11 protein-coding genes and 3 pseudogenes are annotated in these 15,651 nt (G+C 58.6%); 7 read left to right on the top strand and 7 right to left on the bottom strand.

Annotated features, from left to right (window positions below; translation table 11 throughout):
- On the top strand, window positions 1–224 hold a 224-nt coding region (locus NKI08_RS27050; protein ID WP_352773671.1), incomplete at its 5' end, for a transposase domain-containing protein.
- 934 nt (window positions 225–1,158) lie between these two features.
- Window positions 1,159–1,905: a hypothetical protein gene (locus NKI08_RS27045; protein ID WP_352773669.1), complete on the top strand. Its 747-nt coding sequence runs from the start codon at window positions 1,159–1,161 to the stop codon at window positions 1,903–1,905.
- 626 nt (window positions 1,906–2,531) lie between these two features.
- Here NKI08_RS27045 and NKI08_RS27040 read toward each other — a convergent pair.
- The 3 genes and pseudogenes from NKI08_RS27040 to NKI08_RS27030 form a co-directional block, all read right to left on the bottom strand.
- A pseudogene (locus NKI08_RS27040) lies at window positions 2,532–2,822 on the bottom strand (transposase); the annotation flags it as partial.
- 224 nt (window positions 2,823–3,046) lie between these two features.
- Entirely contained in the window at window positions 3,047–3,772 is a 726-nt protein-coding gene (locus NKI08_RS27035) for a thermonuclease family protein (RefSeq protein WP_352773919.1), read from the bottom strand.
- A 96-nt stretch (window positions 3,773–3,868) separates the two neighbouring features.
- Complete coding sequence (locus NKI08_RS27030; RefSeq protein WP_352773666.1) at window positions 3,869–4,141, bottom strand: hypothetical protein; 273 nt, start codon at window positions 4,139–4,141, stop codon at window positions 3,869–3,871.
- Window positions 4,142–5,055: 914 nt separating this feature from the next.
- Here NKI08_RS27030 and NKI08_RS27025 point away from each other — a divergent pair.
- Window positions 5,056–5,364: pseudogene (locus NKI08_RS27025) on the top strand (integrase core domain-containing protein); the annotation flags it as partial.
- 94 nt (window positions 5,365–5,458) lie between these two features.
- On the opposite strand, the gene gmd reads toward NKI08_RS27025, so the two are convergent.
- The 3 genes and pseudogenes from gmd to NKI08_RS27010 form a co-directional block, all read right to left on the bottom strand.
- Window positions 5,459–6,529 (bottom strand): GDP-mannose 4,6-dehydratase, encoded by a 1,071-nt coding sequence (gene gmd, locus NKI08_RS27020; protein ID WP_352773663.1) that lies wholly within the window; start codon window positions 6,527–6,529, stop codon window positions 5,459–5,461.
- A gap of 141 nt (window positions 6,530–6,670) precedes the next feature.
- Window positions 6,671–6,987, bottom strand: a pseudogene (locus NKI08_RS27015) (nodulation factor ABC transporter ATP-binding protein NodI); the annotation flags it as partial.
- 439 nt (window positions 6,988–7,426) lie between these two features.
- The gene (locus NKI08_RS27010) at window positions 7,427–7,825 is read right to left on the bottom strand and encodes a hypothetical protein (RefSeq protein WP_352773660.1); all 399 of its coding nucleotides are present in this window, start codon (window positions 7,823–7,825) and stop codon (window positions 7,427–7,429) included.
- 797 nt (window positions 7,826–8,622) lie between these two features.
- Here NKI08_RS27010 and NKI08_RS27005 point away from each other — a divergent pair.
- Both NKI08_RS27005 and NKI08_RS27000 read left to right on the top strand, forming a co-directional pair.
- Complete coding sequence (locus tag NKI08_RS27005) at window positions 8,623–9,612, top strand: nodulation protein NodZ (RefSeq protein WP_352773657.1); 990 nt, start codon at window positions 8,623–8,625, stop codon at window positions 9,610–9,612.
- Between the two features lie 243 nt (window positions 9,613–9,855).
- Window positions 9,856–11,271 (top strand): mannose-1-phosphate guanylyltransferase/mannose-6-phosphate isomerase, encoded by a 1,416-nt coding sequence (locus tag NKI08_RS27000; RefSeq protein ID WP_352773655.1) that lies wholly within the window; start codon window positions 9,856–9,858, stop codon window positions 11,269–11,271.
- A 585-nt stretch (window positions 11,272–11,856) separates the two neighbouring features.
- On the opposite strand, the gene NKI08_RS34760 is transcribed toward NKI08_RS27000, so the two are convergent.
- Window positions 11,857–12,120 carry a hypothetical protein gene (locus NKI08_RS34760; protein ID WP_502898322.1) on the bottom strand — a complete coding sequence of 88 codons (264 nt, stop codon included), beginning with the start codon at window positions 12,118–12,120 and terminating at the stop codon, window positions 11,857–11,859.
- Window positions 12,121–12,462: 342 nt separating this feature from the next.
- Here NKI08_RS34760 and NKI08_RS26990 point away from each other — a divergent pair, with 342 nt between their 5' ends.
- Together NKI08_RS26990 and NKI08_RS26985 are read left to right on the top strand one after the other, a co-directional pair.
- A complete protein-coding gene (locus NKI08_RS26990) occupies window positions 12,463–12,921 on the top strand; it encodes a (2Fe-2S)-binding protein (RefSeq protein ID WP_352773652.1) in 459 nt (152 codons plus the stop codon).
- Between the two features lie 3 nt (window positions 12,922–12,924).
- Entirely contained in the window at window positions 12,925–15,126 is a 2,202-nt protein-coding gene (locus NKI08_RS26985) for a xanthine dehydrogenase family protein molybdopterin-binding subunit (RefSeq protein ID WP_352773649.1), read from the top strand.
- The last annotated feature ends 525 nt before the right edge of the window (window positions 15,127–15,651 follow it).

Here is a 15,651-nt window from a genome sequence, read left to right as displayed (position 1 = left end):
TCAGAATCTTTGCCACTGGCCGGAAAAGTTGGCTGTTCAGCGATACCGTCGACGGAGCCAGGGCCAGCGCCGTCATCTACAGCCTGATGTTGACCTGCCGCGCCTGTGGCGTCGAGCCGTTAGCGTGGCTGCGCCACGTCCTCACTGAACTACCTCAGCGCCCCGAGAACGCAGCCATCGAGGATCTGCTGCCCTTCAACTTCGCCAAAGTAACAGCAGCCTGATCAGACCAGATACCGTTCCCGATTCGAAGGCCATCCGTCGAAAGCCCCCGCGTCAACGTGCAGCGAAAATAGCGCTTACCAAATACCTCGGAGACGAGCAGGAGATCGCTCCAAGGTACAGCTTTTACATGTAAAGAATCGGATCTGATGCTGCGGAGCCAGCGTCCCTATGTCGACGAACAGAAGCGCGTCAAAACAAATGCCCACTCTTGGCCGCGCGAACGATAGGCAAATTATATGCCCGACCACGTGCTGAGACTGGTCACCGGCGAATGGCTGGTATCGGAATGCCTCGAATCCCGCAACGATAACGATGAGGTCGGTAGCCGAACGGCAGCTTGTCGGGCGCCCCGCGCAAATACCTGACCGTCCATACACGGCCCATAGGCTGCCGGGCGGCAATGCGCCTCATATCAGACGTAGAGCCAACCGCCTCGTGATCTCAAAGGCGGTCATTGGGCGGTCAGTTGAGGTGGCTGAGGCACCGGTTGCCCCGCCGCTACCGTCCGGGTAAGCTCTGGGTCTGAGATTTGACTGTCGGCCATTCATCTTGGCTTGTGCCAGAAGTCTCGCAAAGGTCTTTCCAGTCCTTTGTGCCAATGTCCTTCACGATTTATGATCTGGCGAGGGCGTTTTCGTTTGTATTAAAAAAACAGCTATCAAGTTTTTCGGTATTTTTAAAAAACAAGAGCGCAGGAAGGCTTGCTGTTGCCAATCCAAGTAGGGCCGTTAGCAGCTCAAACGCATGGGTTGCTAGATCAATCATAGGGATATTCTAGGCGGCTGGCCGGAATAACGCAAGACCATACCGCCAGACCATACCGCCTGCCGCGCGCACCGCTAGGTCTGAATGGCCTGAGTTTAGAAGCGTGATGCCAAATAACAGAGAGTTCACAGCTGACTAGAGTGCCGAGCTGGCTCTTGGGAAACTGTCATGATCATCGACCAGAAGCATCCCATCTCTTGGTCACTCGTCGAGCGCGGCGCAGACGGCCGGAAAGTGATGAAGGACCCCGCACTCACAAAACCATTCCTCTATCATATGCTCGAATGGCGTTACGCCAAGCTGATTTTCGAAACTAACAAACTGCGGCTCTCGCTCGTCCGATGTTGGCAGGACCCCTATGAGCGGTGGTGGTGCGATGGTCTGTTCAATCGCCCCGGTCCCTTGCCGGGGTTTCAACCGTACGGCTCTTGTTGGACCACAGGTGCACATGACGAACCGCGTTGGCGAATGGCAGGCTTTGGTCCCGACAAGGAAACTCCTATTGTTCGAATCCGCTGTCGGGTGGACGCTATGGTGAACGCGGCAAAAGGCCTCCTCAAGAACAGCGCCGGCTCCGCTTTTCTAGGCCGCGTCCAATATCGTGGCGAGAGAACTCTTGTTCGTCTGGCGCAGTCGGTCGCAGAAGGATCGAAGAAAGAAGTTACCCGGGTGGCCGCGACCATGCTGTTGCACAAGCGGCGTGCCTTCAAGTTCGAAGACGAGGTGAGACTCCTTTGGCTGGACAAGCAGGCATTGAGAGAGGGTGTCTATATCGACATCGAGGCGAAGACGTTCATCGACCAAGTGATGATTACACCTCACGCAAGCCCCGTTGAAACGGCGAACATCAAACGGGAGATGAAGCCTTTTGGCGTACCTTGCCTCTCGTCTGGTGTGTTGAAGTCGCCGCGTTAGGCGCGGTCCGCGAATCCTTGTGCCTCACGCAGTTCGTCACCACCTTCAATTTGCGACGGTCGCTCGCGCAGGTCACTATGCCAAAGGCTCCGCGCCTGCGCCGGTCGCTTCACCCGCCCAGCAGGGCACAACCCACGCCGGAAACGAACTCAAAACTGGATAGAAACTGGGGGCAACGTCACAGTGACAGACTCGCTTGCAGAAAACGCTTGTACGCCTAATGCTACACCTGTCGTAAGACCAATCGCTGCGGCCGCAATCTCTGTGCCCAGGCACCACGGTAGGTCCACTGGCCATAGCTTGCCAGCTTTTGACTCATCACAGTCTGCATTTTACTCGCCCCCCCGACAGGGCGACATCACGCCTTGATCGCCTGGCAGCATACACTTAACGGTTTTGAAAGTCTTAGTTAAGGCGTCTTCTCTCTATTGACGCAATAACTTTTTCTGCCCTTCAGATATAGAATACCTCGTAGTTGTGTGCGTCAAGTTCTGCAAAATGGCGTGGCATTGCGGTGACGTCGGCGTGTCCGCCGCGCAGCCCCCGTGTTTAGCGGAGCGGCGGACACATGACGGTGCTCAGGCGGCCAAGGCCCTCAGGCTCTCCTTCTTGTGCTCGCGCAGATGAGAACGCTGGTAGCGCTCAAACAACTCCGTCGAGAACCGGCCAGCCCGATCCTGCGGAACGCGAAGCTCCAGCACCCCGACCCGCGTCACCAGCTTGCGTTCGTAATAGCCGGACCGGTAACTCGTCCGCTCCGCCGTCCGCTCGCCTTTCTCGGCCCCGATCGCCTCCGTCATCTCGGCTTCAAGAACCTCCTGCACGACACTCTGCAATGCCTGGCGAAAGCCGTCCTCATCCGACAACAGCAACGCTTTCAACTCGCCTCTGCTCAGTCTAACGTCTCGATTGGTCATGGCACTTCCCCTTCCACGGGAATCGGTGATCGCAACGTCACCACCGTGCCATGGCCGCTCGCCCCTCAGAGCAAGCGCCGTTCTCTCTCCAAAACTTTTTGCAGAACCTTCAGCACACTATCTACCTCGTCAAAAAATGGGGTTAGCAGACCGCGCCGCCCATGCATGGTCTTCGTTAGATCGGTGTAAGCGGAAAGCCGAACAGGCCGTAGCGGGCATTTCAGCTAGCAGAGTGTTTCGCATGGGATCCCATCCTTGTCGCGATCGAGTTTTCCGCCCCATGAGCAGTTTTGCAGGTACCAGTTGGCTTCGTCGCAGGAACCGATCTGTTTGCACGTTCTCCGCGGCTCGCAAGAATAGCCGCTCTGCGCGACCAGCTTACGGCTGATGATGCCCAGTGGGCGGCTCGACGGCGCCGCGCCGTCGGCGTGCGCAGAGCGCCATTCCCAGGGTGCCTGAAACGTCCCGGCCCACAGGCCGATCTTTGAGGCTTGGGCTTGCGCCTGCAGCCCCGCATAGGCGCCCTGGCTGTAGCGAGGCCAATCCAGCGCCTGGCCGTGCTCGACCATCCAGGCGGCTACGCCCGCGCCGTCAGCGCGCCGACAATCGCCGACAAAGCGCTGATAGCGGTCCCACGTCACGAATGTGCATTCGAGCGGCCTCGACGCGGCCAGGAAAGTGTCCAGCGCTTCGGCCGATCGCCGGCCGCAAGGATACTCGGCGCCATTCAGATCGCGGCACAGCTGCCGGCTCTCTGGTGCGTCGATGCCGTTGAAACGGACGCGCTGGCCGTGGATTTCGATGGTATCGCCGTCAATGACGGAAGCGACACCGGTAAGCGAGGCGGGCGCCGCCCTTCGTGGGCTGGCCTTTGATGCATCGTCGCTACGTTGCGCGCCCGACGGCGCCAGGAAGGCGGCCAGTGCCGCCGCTGCCGTAAGACCGAGCATTGCCGGCACGCTCGCAAGTTGGCGCCGCCACAGCTTCGCACCGGTGGGTCTCTGCCACCGATTGAATCGATATTTGCGGTATGGCCTGCTCATCCGCTACGCCGACCAGCCCGGCCATGCGCTGTCAACCATCGGCAGGCCGGCGCAATAGTAATCGTCAAGGAACCGCCCGGTGGACCGGTCGCGGCAGCGCCAGATAATGCTGTAGTTCTGGCCATAGAATTGGTCCCACGCGACGCCATAGGTTTGTGGTGGCGGTGGCCGGTAATATGTTCCGCCTCCATAGCCGTTGTTGGCAGCGACACCCACAGCTGCGCCGCCGACAGCCGCGATCGCTATGCCTGCCGCGACAGCATTGTCGGTTTGCACAAGCCTGGTGCACTTCTCTGCTGTTGCGCCCCTGCGCACTAGAAGGGCCGCTACCCTGCTACGATACTGTTCGTCCGTGCTGCTGGCGAGAACGTGACATAGCGCAACGGTATTCATTGCCGTGAGATCGCTGTCCGACACGACAGCGCTCGTAGAGCAGCCGCTGACGCACAGGGCTGCACTTGCGATGAGTGCTCCAATTTTCATGTGAATCCCCCAAACAAATATTGGGGCGAGTCCGACCTAGAAGTCCAGAGTTTTGTTTTTCACTTTGCTACGATTCACAGCATGCTGCGGCTAGCTGGCATCCACTGCAACCAACCCTTCCGCCGGTCGTTGACTGATGCTGGGTTGATCTCAGCCACTCCAGAACTTGCCCGCTGGCCCAAAACTGGCGGGCTTTTTTCCGCGACGCCGGAAGGCTCTATCTCGCCGCATGTTGTGGTACATCGGCACGCCGTCATCGGGCCGTGCCGTTGACCAAGGTGGTCCCTCCGCCATGGTCGGCCGGCGCAGCCTTGACCGTCCGCGCGGGCCATCCCAATCAAGCCCGCTGGCTTCGGTCGGCGGTTTTTTTTTGATGCCCGGCGCCGTCGGCTTGGATCTAGATCCTCGCCAGTGCCGGATTTGAAGGTAAGCTGCGGCGGTATGATCGCACTTCGCGCGGGACGGACCATTGGTGTGCAGCAAGAGCGCCGAGTTCATTCGGCCAAGATTCTGCACTAAGCCGAGGTAGGTGAAGGCAGATGCGGTAATCGCTGAGATATTGGAGATAATGTTCCCCCATGGAGGTGTGTACCAGTATGATAAGTTTCCAAACTTCATGTACGAACGCCGTGGACGAGCTGCTGTGTGCGCTTGTCGTAAATTGCTTCCGCGAGTTCACAGTCGGAGGTTGGCTAGGACCCTAACGCGAGAGCTTCAACGGCCCCCTTCGCGATGAACTCCTCAACGATACGCGGTTCACGTCCCTGGCCCAGGCCCGCGCGAGGCTCAATGTATGGCGCGCCGATTACAACGGCGCGCGTCCGCACTCGCACATCGGATGGCAGACACCCAACGAATGTGCATCGACCTTCAACCCGCGACGGTCGCTCGCGCTGCGCAACGTGAAACGCTCCGCGCCAGCACCCGTCGCGTCCACCGGCCATCAGGGCAAATCCACCCCCGGAAACGAACTCACGACTGGACAAAATTTGGGGGAAACGTCAGGGCGGCCATAACTTTGCAGTCTTCAGACGCGAGGCGGCCTACAACAGCGCTGCCCACCATGCTTGTGGCCCGCGACCCACACGGCTTTTCCCTTCAGATCGTACATTATGCTTCCTTCATGATTACCGATGTCTGCATGACCTTGAGGTCTTCCCGCACCATTTCCGCGGCGAGCTCGCGCACGGATGTCTCATGCACCCAGCCGAGCTTCTCCTTCGCCTTGGTGGCATCGCCCAGGAGAAGATCGACTTCCGTGGGGCGGAAGTAGCGTGGGTCTACCTGGACTAGGCATCTGCCGGTCTCGACATCATAGCCCTTTTCGTCGACTCCCTCACCACGCCATTCGAGCTCGACGCCGACATCTTCGAAAACCCATTCGACGAATTGGCGGACAGGGGTCGTCTTGCCCGTCGCCAGCACGTAATCATCCGGTTGATCCTGCTGCATCATCATCCACATACCACGCACGTACTCACGCGCATGGCCCCAATCGCGTTGAGCATCGAGATTGCCGAGATAAAGCTTGTCCTGCTTGCCGAGGTAGATAGCAGCGGCGGCGCGGGTGATCTTGCGCGTCACAAAAGTTTCGCCGCGCAGTGGGCTTTCATGATTGAAGAGAATGCCGTTGGAAGCATGGATACCATAGGCCTCCCGATAGTTGATCACGATCCAGTAGGCGTAGAGCTTGGCGGCGGCGTAAGGGCTGCGCGGATAAAAGGGCGTTGTTTCGTTCTGCGGTACGGATTGTACGAGGCCGTAGAGCTCTGAAGTCGAGGCCTGATAGAAGCGGGTCTTGTCCTTCAGACCGAGGAGGCGGATCGCCTCAAGAAGTCGCAATGTTCCGATACCGTCGGCGTTTGCTGTGTATTCCGGCGTTTCGAACGACACCTGGACATGGCTCTGAGCGGCCAAGTTGTAAATCTCGTCTGGCTGGGATTCCTGAACTACGCGGATGAGATTAGTCGCATCAGTGAGGTCACCGTAATGCAAAATTAGGCGCGGATCGGGATCGTGCGGGTCTTGGTAGATGTCTTCGATGCGACCCGTGTTGAAGGAAGAGGAACGTCGCTTAATCCCATGAACGACGTAGCCTTTTTCCAGCAGAAGACGCGTGAGATAGGCACCATCCTGTCCCGTTATGCCCGTAACCAGAGCAACTTTCCTGTTCTCGCCCATTTTCTTCCTGCTCTATGGTAGTTGAAGTTTCGAATCTGGCTCGCCACACCGCCAGCAAACTGCGGCCCGCCCCATACCCTATGGTAGGATTTCGACAGATGTGGCGCGGAGCTCGTCATTGACAGTGTCAGCCAGCGAGCACACCTGCTTCTGCTTCGAGGCATAGCAAAACAGAGTCTCGCCGCTAACGTGCCTAAGTCGCACATGCGGCCTGAGTGCCGAACTCAGCTCACGGGGTGAGCGACATACATTTCAATCACGTCGCACCCGATTTGCTCATCAATCAGCGAGTTAGGACGCCCTTCTGGGATTCTACATCCGTTCTCAAGCACGCACAGTCGGTTGCATAGCCGCTCCGCTTCTTCCACGAAGTGGGTGGCCAGTAGAATCGTATTGCCCTGCGCCAGCAGGGCACGTAGCAGTTCCCAGATAAAATGGCGAGCATGTGGGTCCAACCCACACTAGCACTCCACCATGCCTCTTTTGCGCTGACCAAGTAATCTTTGCCTGCTTCAGCGTCTTCTAATGGAAATTGTTTTGATCGGTGAAATCGATTGTTTGGATGAGGTGCATCCATAAAATGGATTGTTTAACAGGGCAGCGCGGCACCATCGGCGGCACAAAGTCGTGGGCGCGAGGTTTCGCTCCGCGCGAAGACAAAGTTCGTGGCAGTCGGGTGCTTCGGGCGAACCGCACATCTGAGACGGCGGTGAAAAGCCGGGTAGGGCATTACGTATTGACCTCCAAGAAATTTCGGGCGCGCTAGCCCGAAAACGGTGGCTGGGCTTCAACGATGGGCGGGACGAGGCGACCAACAAACTGCGTTTCATACTGTAGGCGATCGCAGTGCGGCGAATTTGAACGGCCGCCTTTGCCAGCCCTCGCCATCGCATCCGGCTACAGGTGCCGAAGATCTTCTCGATCCGAGTACAAATTCTGTGGATCGGTTGGTTCCAGGCGTCGAGCTTTCGGCCTCGTCGCCCCACATAGCGGTTGCGACGATGCGCGGCCTTCCACCCTTGGCGCGCACCGCGTCGCCGAGATGATTGCCTCGGTAGGCGCTGTCGGCAAACACTTCGCCGGGATTGTCGGGCAGAGCATCAGGAACGACGTTGCCGTCGGTGTGGGCGCCGTGACGGCGATCTCCTCGACAAGGGCCGTATCGGCGTAGGCACCGAAATGGGCTTTGAAGCAATGAAACGCTGATCGGCGCTTGTACTTGACCCAATGGCCCTCTTCATCATCTTCGCTGGCCGAGGCGATGATCGCCGCATCGACAGGCGTGCCGATCTTCACCTGGATCGCTGAACTGGCGGGTGATCTCGGCGAACAACAGGGTCATGAACCTCAAGGGCCTGTGGAAAACGGACGAGAGCGGGTTCGCACAGGTGTCGGCTCTGACACCGAGAACCCGCAGAACCGTCGGAACGATCCTCCACATGGCTGCAGACGCCAAAATTCCTCTCTCGGCCGTCGTCGCACAGCATCGCGTGCCAAGTCGCTCAATCCAGCCGGCTCGAAAGCTATCCGGCAGGAGTTGCGCCATGTTGGCGCACTTGAAAGCGTCAGAGGGCGCCGTGTCGCATCTTTTGGTGGGACCGGACGCCATGATGGCCACAAATGACGTGGATGGCCTGCGCCTGACATTCGACGGCTGGCGGGTCCTGCACATGCGTCCTTCACTGAAACGCGCGCAAATGACATGTTACGTTGAGGCAGTTAAGAATTGGACTTGAAAAAGGGACTTTGTGGACTGCATCGACCGGCTGTTTCGCTTAGCAAGCGCGGCCCACGTCACCAGAGGCTCATCGTCAAGGAACGCGTTAGTATCCATCGCATGGATGGGCCACATTCACTCAATCAATTTTACAGATGTCGCCGGGCGCATTAAAGAACGCTGAATTTAAACCGGAAGCGAGTGTACCCGGCGTCAAGATTTGCGAGCGTCACAGAGATAAGGATAGGCAGTGCTGAGGGAGCTCTTCTGCCCCACGCGCAGCCTCTACCAAATCGCCCGGCGTAACGGTCGACTAGTATCGATTAAGAGATCCCAAGCCAGATGCAACCTCGTCTCTGAAACGAGATTTCCGAAAATGCAGGTCAGTGGATTGGTAAAGCGCAGGTTCGTCGTCTCTCAGAGGCGTACGGGGTTCGGTGATTGTCTGTGGTCGCTGGCGGCCGCTTGGCGCTACGCTCAGCGGTCGGGACGAACGTTAGCCGTCGACTGGCGCGGGTCCTGCTATCTCGACCAACCCTTCACAAACGCCTTTCCGGTTTTCTTCCAACCGATCAATGACATCGCTGGCGTACCGGCTATTTGCGACGACCGGATCAACGACTTTTCCTTCCCGGGTCCATTCTTCCCGGAGTGGTGGAATAGGCCAGCGATCGACTGCCTTTACCGCCCAGATGAGCAGATTTTCCAAGAGCGCGACGAGTTGGGCGAGCTCTTTCAGGCCGAACAGGATGTCGAAGCGAACACAGTAGTGTGTGACGCTTGCTTGATGTGGCGCTGCGATGAGGATGCCGAGCGGCAGGTCTTCCAGAGTGTCAAGCCTCGGTCTGAAATTCAAACACGCATAGATGCCATTTACCAAGAATGTTTTGAGGGGCACAGCATCATCGGGGTTCATGTTCGACATGGTAACGGTGAAGACATCATGGAACATGCGCCCTACTGGGCCGATCCGGAGTTCGCCGTTCGACAAGTGTGCACTGCGGTTGATAAGGCTAAAGCGTTACCGCACCCCAAGCCTGTGCGGCTGTTCTTGTGCACGGACAGCGCGCAGATCCTGGATCACCTGTCGGCCAGGTTTCCCGATCTTCTCACCGTCCCCAAGCATTTCCGATCCGATCAAGATGGCCCCTTACACACTGCAGCACTTGGGATTGACGGCGGAATTTCCGCCCTCGTTGAGATGTATCTTCTCGGGCGCTGCGATACTGTAATTCGGTTTCCTCCGACGAGCGCCTTTACACGATATGCACGCCTTTTCGTACCACGCGTAATTGAGTTCGATCTGAAGGAGCCAAGTCGTTTGATTTTGATAGAAGACAGCCAAAGAATCTCTGGTCTCAGTTAAGACCCGCCACCTGCACAATTCGGCGGATGCAACCAACAGGCTAGTTGAATGTCATCATTTCTCATCGAGGCCATGGAAGCGTCGTACGATACCGATAGCGTCGTCATCTGAGGCCGTTCGGCAACGCGCCAGAACTTCGCTGTTACTCGGAGACCGCAGACCAAGCCAGAGCGACGGCGATCGTGACGCTAACGCTCGAAAGGGCGCGGGCAATCACTCCAGAGACGAAATCGAGGTTGTTATATGAAAGTGGTTCCCGTCATCATCAGCGGCGGAGCCGGATCGCGGCTATGGCCCGCCTCAAGGCAATCGCACCCTAAACCTTTCCTCAAAGTGGCAGACGGGCATTCACTGATGCAGCACACTGTGTTGCGCGCCGGTTCGATAAAGGGCGTAGTGGAACTCGTCGCCGTGACATCTGGGGAACACCTCTTCCTTACCAAGGACGACTTCGACGAACTAGAGTCCGTGGTTTTGCCACGCACGTTTCTGCTCGAGCCTGAAGGCCGGGATACGGCCGCCGCCGTGGCGGCAGCCGCGATCCATGCCCGGGCAACGCAAGGCGCTGACGCAATTCTATGCGTCTTCCCGGCCGATCACATGGTTGGAAACCTGCCTGTATTTTTAGACGTCATGGGCCGGGCAATCGAACATGCGAAGCTCGGGCGGATCGCCACATTGGGCATCACCCCAACCAGACCGGACACGGCATTCGGCTATATCGAAGCGGATGGTGAGAAAGTCGTCCGTTTCGTTGAAAAACCGGATCTAGACACAGCCAAAGCCTATATCGCGTCCAAGCGCTTCTTCTGGAATGCCGGCATTTTCTGCTTTAGCGCACAAACCATGCTCGACGAGATGGCATCGCATTGCCCCGCGGTGATCCAGGCCGTCTCCGACAGCTACGAGAACGGCCGGTTCAGTCAAGGCGAAGGCTTTGCCAAAATCGAACTCGCGCCTGAGCATTTCGGCTCCGCGCCGCGAATCTCGCTCGACCACGCTGTCATGGAGAAGACGAATAAACTTGCCGTGGTTCCCTGCGACATGGGTTGGAACGACATTGGATCCTGGAACGCAATGGCCGATTTGATCGCCCCCGACGAAAGCGGGAACAGGATCCGCGGCGATGTTCACATGGTCGACACGACCGGCAGCTACGTGAGCTCCGACAAGCGCGTCATCGGAACGGTCGGCGTCAGCGATCTGGTGATCGTGGATTCCCCGGATGCTTTGCTCGTCGCATCCCGCGACCGCGTTCAGGACGTCAAGAAGCTGTTCGAGGGCCTCAAGGCTTCCGGAAATGAAGCTCACCTGGTCCATAGCACGGTACACCGGCCGTGGGGTAGGTACACGGTTCTTGAGGAAGGCGAGCGCTTCAAGATCAAACGCATCGAGGTGAAACCCGGTCGGCGGCTGAGCCTGCAGATGCACTATCATCGTTCGGAGCACTGGGTCGTGGTCAGCGGCTCCGCGAAAATCGTCAATGGCGAGCAGGAGTTGTTCCTGGCGACAAACGAATCAGCCTACATCCCCTGCGGCCATAAGCATCGGCTGGAGAACCCAGGCAGAATTGACCTGGTGATCATTGAAGTGCAGAGCGGCGATTATCTCGGCGAGGATGATATCGTTCGCTTCGACGACGTATATGGTCGAACGTAGATTTCACCCGCGCATGACGAGAACGGTCAACGTGTCGCTGACTAATTACCACCAGGAAGGCCGTCTGCCCACTCAGGACAGGATGCTTGTGGAATCGGGAATTGACCAAGGCAGCGGCGAATGACCGCAATCGGCATCAGGGTGGGACAAATCAACCGGAAAAGACCGGAGAGCATAGTAACGCAACACAGTCCCACTGTCGAATAGCCTTTGATATTTCTGACTTTCCAAGCACCCTCAGGGCCCACCAAAATTATATCAATGGCTTATGGCCGACTTCGCTCTGAAGTGGGCCGCAGCACTCAGTTTGATTGTTTTCGCATGAAAACGAGCAAGGACAGGGGGAGGGCGATCTTGTGCTGGGCTTCTATGTCCAATCTTGCTCCTGTTCGTCGTCAGGTTGTGTGCAGCCCATAGCGCGGCTATCGCGAGGCTGGAAGGCCTCCGATCGATAGGTGCGGCGAACGGCGGCAACGAGGTGCGAATAGGATGGCTGAGCGTATGATCGAGAATACCGCAGCTGCGGTCTAGCGCGAAATGCAGCGTCTGTGACTCATCGGTCATTGCAGCGCAATGAACCGGAAATCATGACCCTAAGCCGCCCTTCATCAGCCCACCAGCGCCCAGAAGAAAGCGAAGATCCGTCACAATGCCTACCTGTACCAAGGCTTCAAGCAGTTCACCGCGAATGTGAAGACCGCCAGCCATTGCTTCTTCATTTTCGGCCATTCGCTCGCTACGAACGACGACCACATCCTTAACCGCATAGCGCGTGGCAAGTTTCGCAAGCTCTGTGTTGGCATCTAGAGTGAACCAGCATCCGCGGATAACCAGCGGATCATGAACCACGGGAACGAGCTAGCGGTGCAGCGCAACGAAAAATCGCCTCTTGATGTCGTCTTTTATGATGCTGCTACAGTTCATGTCTGGGGTTTAGGCTTAGAAGCGGAATGACTGCCAACCAGGTCATCGAGCCGGAAACTGACCGGCCGGTGGGCCCAAAAATGACATTCAGTTGCCTCCAGCCTTTCGACACGAGCCACTTCACGATCTCGCGATTGCCAGCTAGCGGCTTGTTGCTCGAGCTGCGCGATCCTAGTCTGTGGTCGCTATGCCTCAGCAAGAAGACTCCGGTTCCTAGCCGGGCGGAGGCGCAACGAGATAGCCAGCTCAGGACAAGGAGAGCAAGCCATGGTCGCTTTTACCCTCAATGGCGAGGCGCGAACACTCGACGTCGATCCAGAGATGCCGCTGCTCTGGGCGATCCGTGACGGCATCGGACTCACAGGAACGAAATTCGGTTGCGGCCTTGCCCAGTGCGGCGCTTGCACGGTTCACGTTAACGGCATGCCGACGCGCTCGTGCCAGACCCCAGTCGGCGACATCGAAGGAGCCTCGATCACCACCATTGAGGGCGTGTCGGGCAAGATCGGCGAAACGGTCCAGGCCGTGTGGGCCGAGTTCGACGTACCTCAATGCGGCTATTGCCAGTCTGGCCAGATCATGTCGGCCGTGGCCCTCCTGACAGAGACGCCGAAGCCGACGGACGATGATATTGATTCGGCGATGAGCGGCAATCTCTGCCGCTGCGCCACCTATCATCGCATCCGCGCGGCCATCCACGAGACCGCCAACCGGCTGGAGACTTGAGGCATGTTGCAGTTTCTCCCGAAGCATAATGCCGTGGGGCCCACGCGGCGCCAGTTCCTCCTCGGCACGGCCGTCACCACCGCGGGCTTCGCCGTGGGCTACCGGCTAATGATGGCCGCGCCCGCCAACGCACAAACGACGCCTGCAGCGGTCCAGGCGAACCCCTTCCAGACTTATGTCGAGATCACACCGGAGAACCGAATCGTCATCCACTCGTCGCAGTTCGAGATGGGACAAGGCTCCTATTTCGGCATCGCCACCCTGGTTATGGAAGAGCTCGACGGCGCCTGGGCGCAGGTCCACGTGGTCGGCGGATATGGCAATACCGCGCTCTACGGCAATCTCGCCTGGGGCGGGGCCGCGCAGGGAACCGGTGGCTCCACGTCGATGAGCTCGTCGTGGGAGCGCTACCGCAAGGCGGGTGCTGCCGCACGGGCCATGCTGGTGGCGGCCGCGGCGCAGCGGTGGGACGTGCCAGCCGGCGAGATCACAGTCGCTTCCGGGGTCGTGTCGCACGCCTCAGGGATGCAGGCGCGCTTCGGTGACCTGGCTGAAGCCGCAGCGGGAATGCCGGTTCCCGACGACGTGCCGCTAAAGCCGCGCGACAACTGGGCCCAGATCGGATCGGACAGTCTCAAGCGCTACGATTCCGCCGGCAAGACCAATGGCGCGCAGACCTACACGATCGACCTCAAGATGGATGGACTCAATACGGCCGTTATGATCCATCCGCCGAAGTTCGGCGCTGAGATCGAGAGCTTCGACGCCTCCAAGGCCAAGGCACTCGACGGCATTGTCGATGTCGTCCAGACGCCGCGCGGCATTGCCGTGGTCGGCAGGGACATGTGGACGGCGCTCAAGGGCCGCGATCTCGTGGAGGTGACCTGGAACGAAGAGAAGGCCGAAAGGCGCGGCACGGCCGAGATCATGGCCGAATACACTAAGGCAGCAGACGATCCGGGCGCGGCCACCGCGCGCGACGACGGGAACACTCCCGCAGCGTTGGCCAGTGCTGAGAAAGTCATCCAAGGGCACTACGAATTCCCCTATCTTGTCCATGCTTCGATCGAGCCACTCAACGCGGCCGCCCGAATCAACGAAGACGGCACCATCGACGTCTGGGGCGGACACCAGATGCCCGACCTTTATCAGGCGGCTGCCGCTCAAGTAGGCGGCACCACGCCGGACAAGGTGAGGCTGCACGTGATGAAGACCGGCGGCAGCTTCGGCCGCCGAGCGGTCTCGGACGCAGATCTCATTATCGAAGCTGTTTCCACAGCGCGTGCGCTGGGACCCGGCAAGCCAGTGAAGGTGCAGTGGACCCGCGAGAACGACATGCGGGGTGGGCGGTACCGGCCGACCTATGTGCACGCAGTCGAGGCGGGGCTCGACAAGGAAGGCAATGTCGTCGCTCTCCATGACCACATCGTGGGCCAATCGATCGCGGGCGGTTCGCCCTTTGCGGCGATGATCGAGAACGGCATCGATCCGACCTCCGTGGAGGGCGCCACCAACCTGCCCTATGCGATCCCGAACCTGAAGGTCGAGCTGACCACCACGGACGTGAACATCCCAGTGCTGTGGTGGCGTTCGGTAGGCTCCACCCACACCGCTTACGCAATGGAAACCCTGATCGATGAGCTCGCCGCCGCTGCGAACCGTGATCCGGTCGACTTCCGCTTGTCGATGCTCGGTCACCATCCACGGCATGCCGGCGTGCTGAAATTGGCTGCTGAGAAGGCAGGCTGGGACAAGCCTCTGCAGGAAGGCCGTTTCCGCGGCGTGGCCCTGCATGAAAGCCTCTCGACCTATGTCGCCGAGGTGGTGGAGATCACCTTCAACGATGGAAATGATTTCAAAGTCGACCGCGTCGTCTGCGCGGTAGATTGCGGCACCGCGATAAATCCTGACCAGATCCGCGCTCAGATGGAGGGCGGTATCGGCTTCGGGCTAGGCGCGATCCTCCAGGAGGAGCTGACCCTGACGGGCGGTGTCGTAGACCAAGAGAACTACGACACCTATATGCCGCTCAGGATCGAGCAGATGCCGCGCGTCGAGGTGCACATTGTGCCGTCCGACGAGCCGCCCACGGGCGTTGGCGAGCCGGGTGTGCCGCCGATCGGCCCGGCCGTCGCCAACGCGCTACGGGCGGCGACGGGCAAGACGATCCGCAAGCTGCCGATCATAAAGAACTTGTCAGCATAGCCGGGAATGACACCATGAAAACGGCCGCGATGAAGATCGCGGTCGTAGGTCGTTTTTGAACGCCTCCTGACAGGCGATCACCTCCATTCGATCAGTTTCCGGCGGCTGCCCGGTCCAATATCCGGTTTAGAGACGGTAACCCGTGTTCTGAACGACCGCAGACGGTCGTTGGTGCTGGTAGCACTAAAGAACCGCTTTCGAGACGCAAATGCCGCACGCAAATGTCTCGAAAGGGTCACGCTAGAGACTTTGTACCACCTAGTTGCATGTCTGCTATCGCTTTCTTGGCGCGAGAAGCGGCCGGTCCTCTGACGGCCCCATAACAGAACATTGATGTCTTCGCGCTGAGCGTCAGCAGTTGGCGCTACCGCGACCTTTCTCAGGAAGGCTGCACACCGACGCGATCTTCCTTTCGCCTTGCGCAAACCTCCCTTCCGAGTGAGGCGTTCAGTGCGTCGGCTTGGTGGACTGAGGCACTTCTGAGTGGGACAACAACATCGAAAAACATTGGAAAAGATTTGAATA

Source organism: Mesorhizobium sp. M0768, from assembly GCF_040320195.1.
Lineage (GTDB): Bacteria > Pseudomonadota > Alphaproteobacteria > Rhizobiales > Rhizobiaceae > Mesorhizobium.
The sequence above is the reverse complement of the archived record's forward strand: the minus strand, read 5'-3'. Positions and strand labels throughout refer to the sequence as shown.

Coding starts and splice junctions, on each gene's coding strand:
- NKI08_RS27045 (WP_352773669.1), top strand. CDS start 1,159: ATGATCATCGACCAGAAGCATCCCATCTCTTGGTCACTCGTCGAGCGC.
- NKI08_RS27035 (WP_352773919.1), bottom strand. CDS start 3,772: ATGCTCGGTCTTACGGCAGCGGCGGCACTGGCCGCCTTCCTGGCGCCG.
- gmd (WP_352773663.1), bottom strand. CDS start 6,529: ATGGGCGAGAACAGGAAAGTTGCTCTGGTTACGGGCATAACGGGACAG.
- NKI08_RS27005 (WP_352773657.1), top strand. CDS start 8,623: ATGCAGGTCAGTGGATTGGTAAAGCGCAGGTTCGTCGTCTCTCAGAGG.
- NKI08_RS27000 (WP_352773655.1), top strand. CDS start 9,856: ATGAAAGTGGTTCCCGTCATCATCAGCGGCGGAGCCGGATCGCGGCTA.
- NKI08_RS26990 (WP_352773652.1), top strand. CDS start 12,463: ATGGTCGCTTTTACCCTCAATGGCGAGGCGCGAACACTCGACGTCGAT.
- NKI08_RS26985 (WP_352773649.1), top strand. CDS start 12,925: ATGTTGCAGTTTCTCCCGAAGCATAATGCCGTGGGGCCCACGCGGCGC.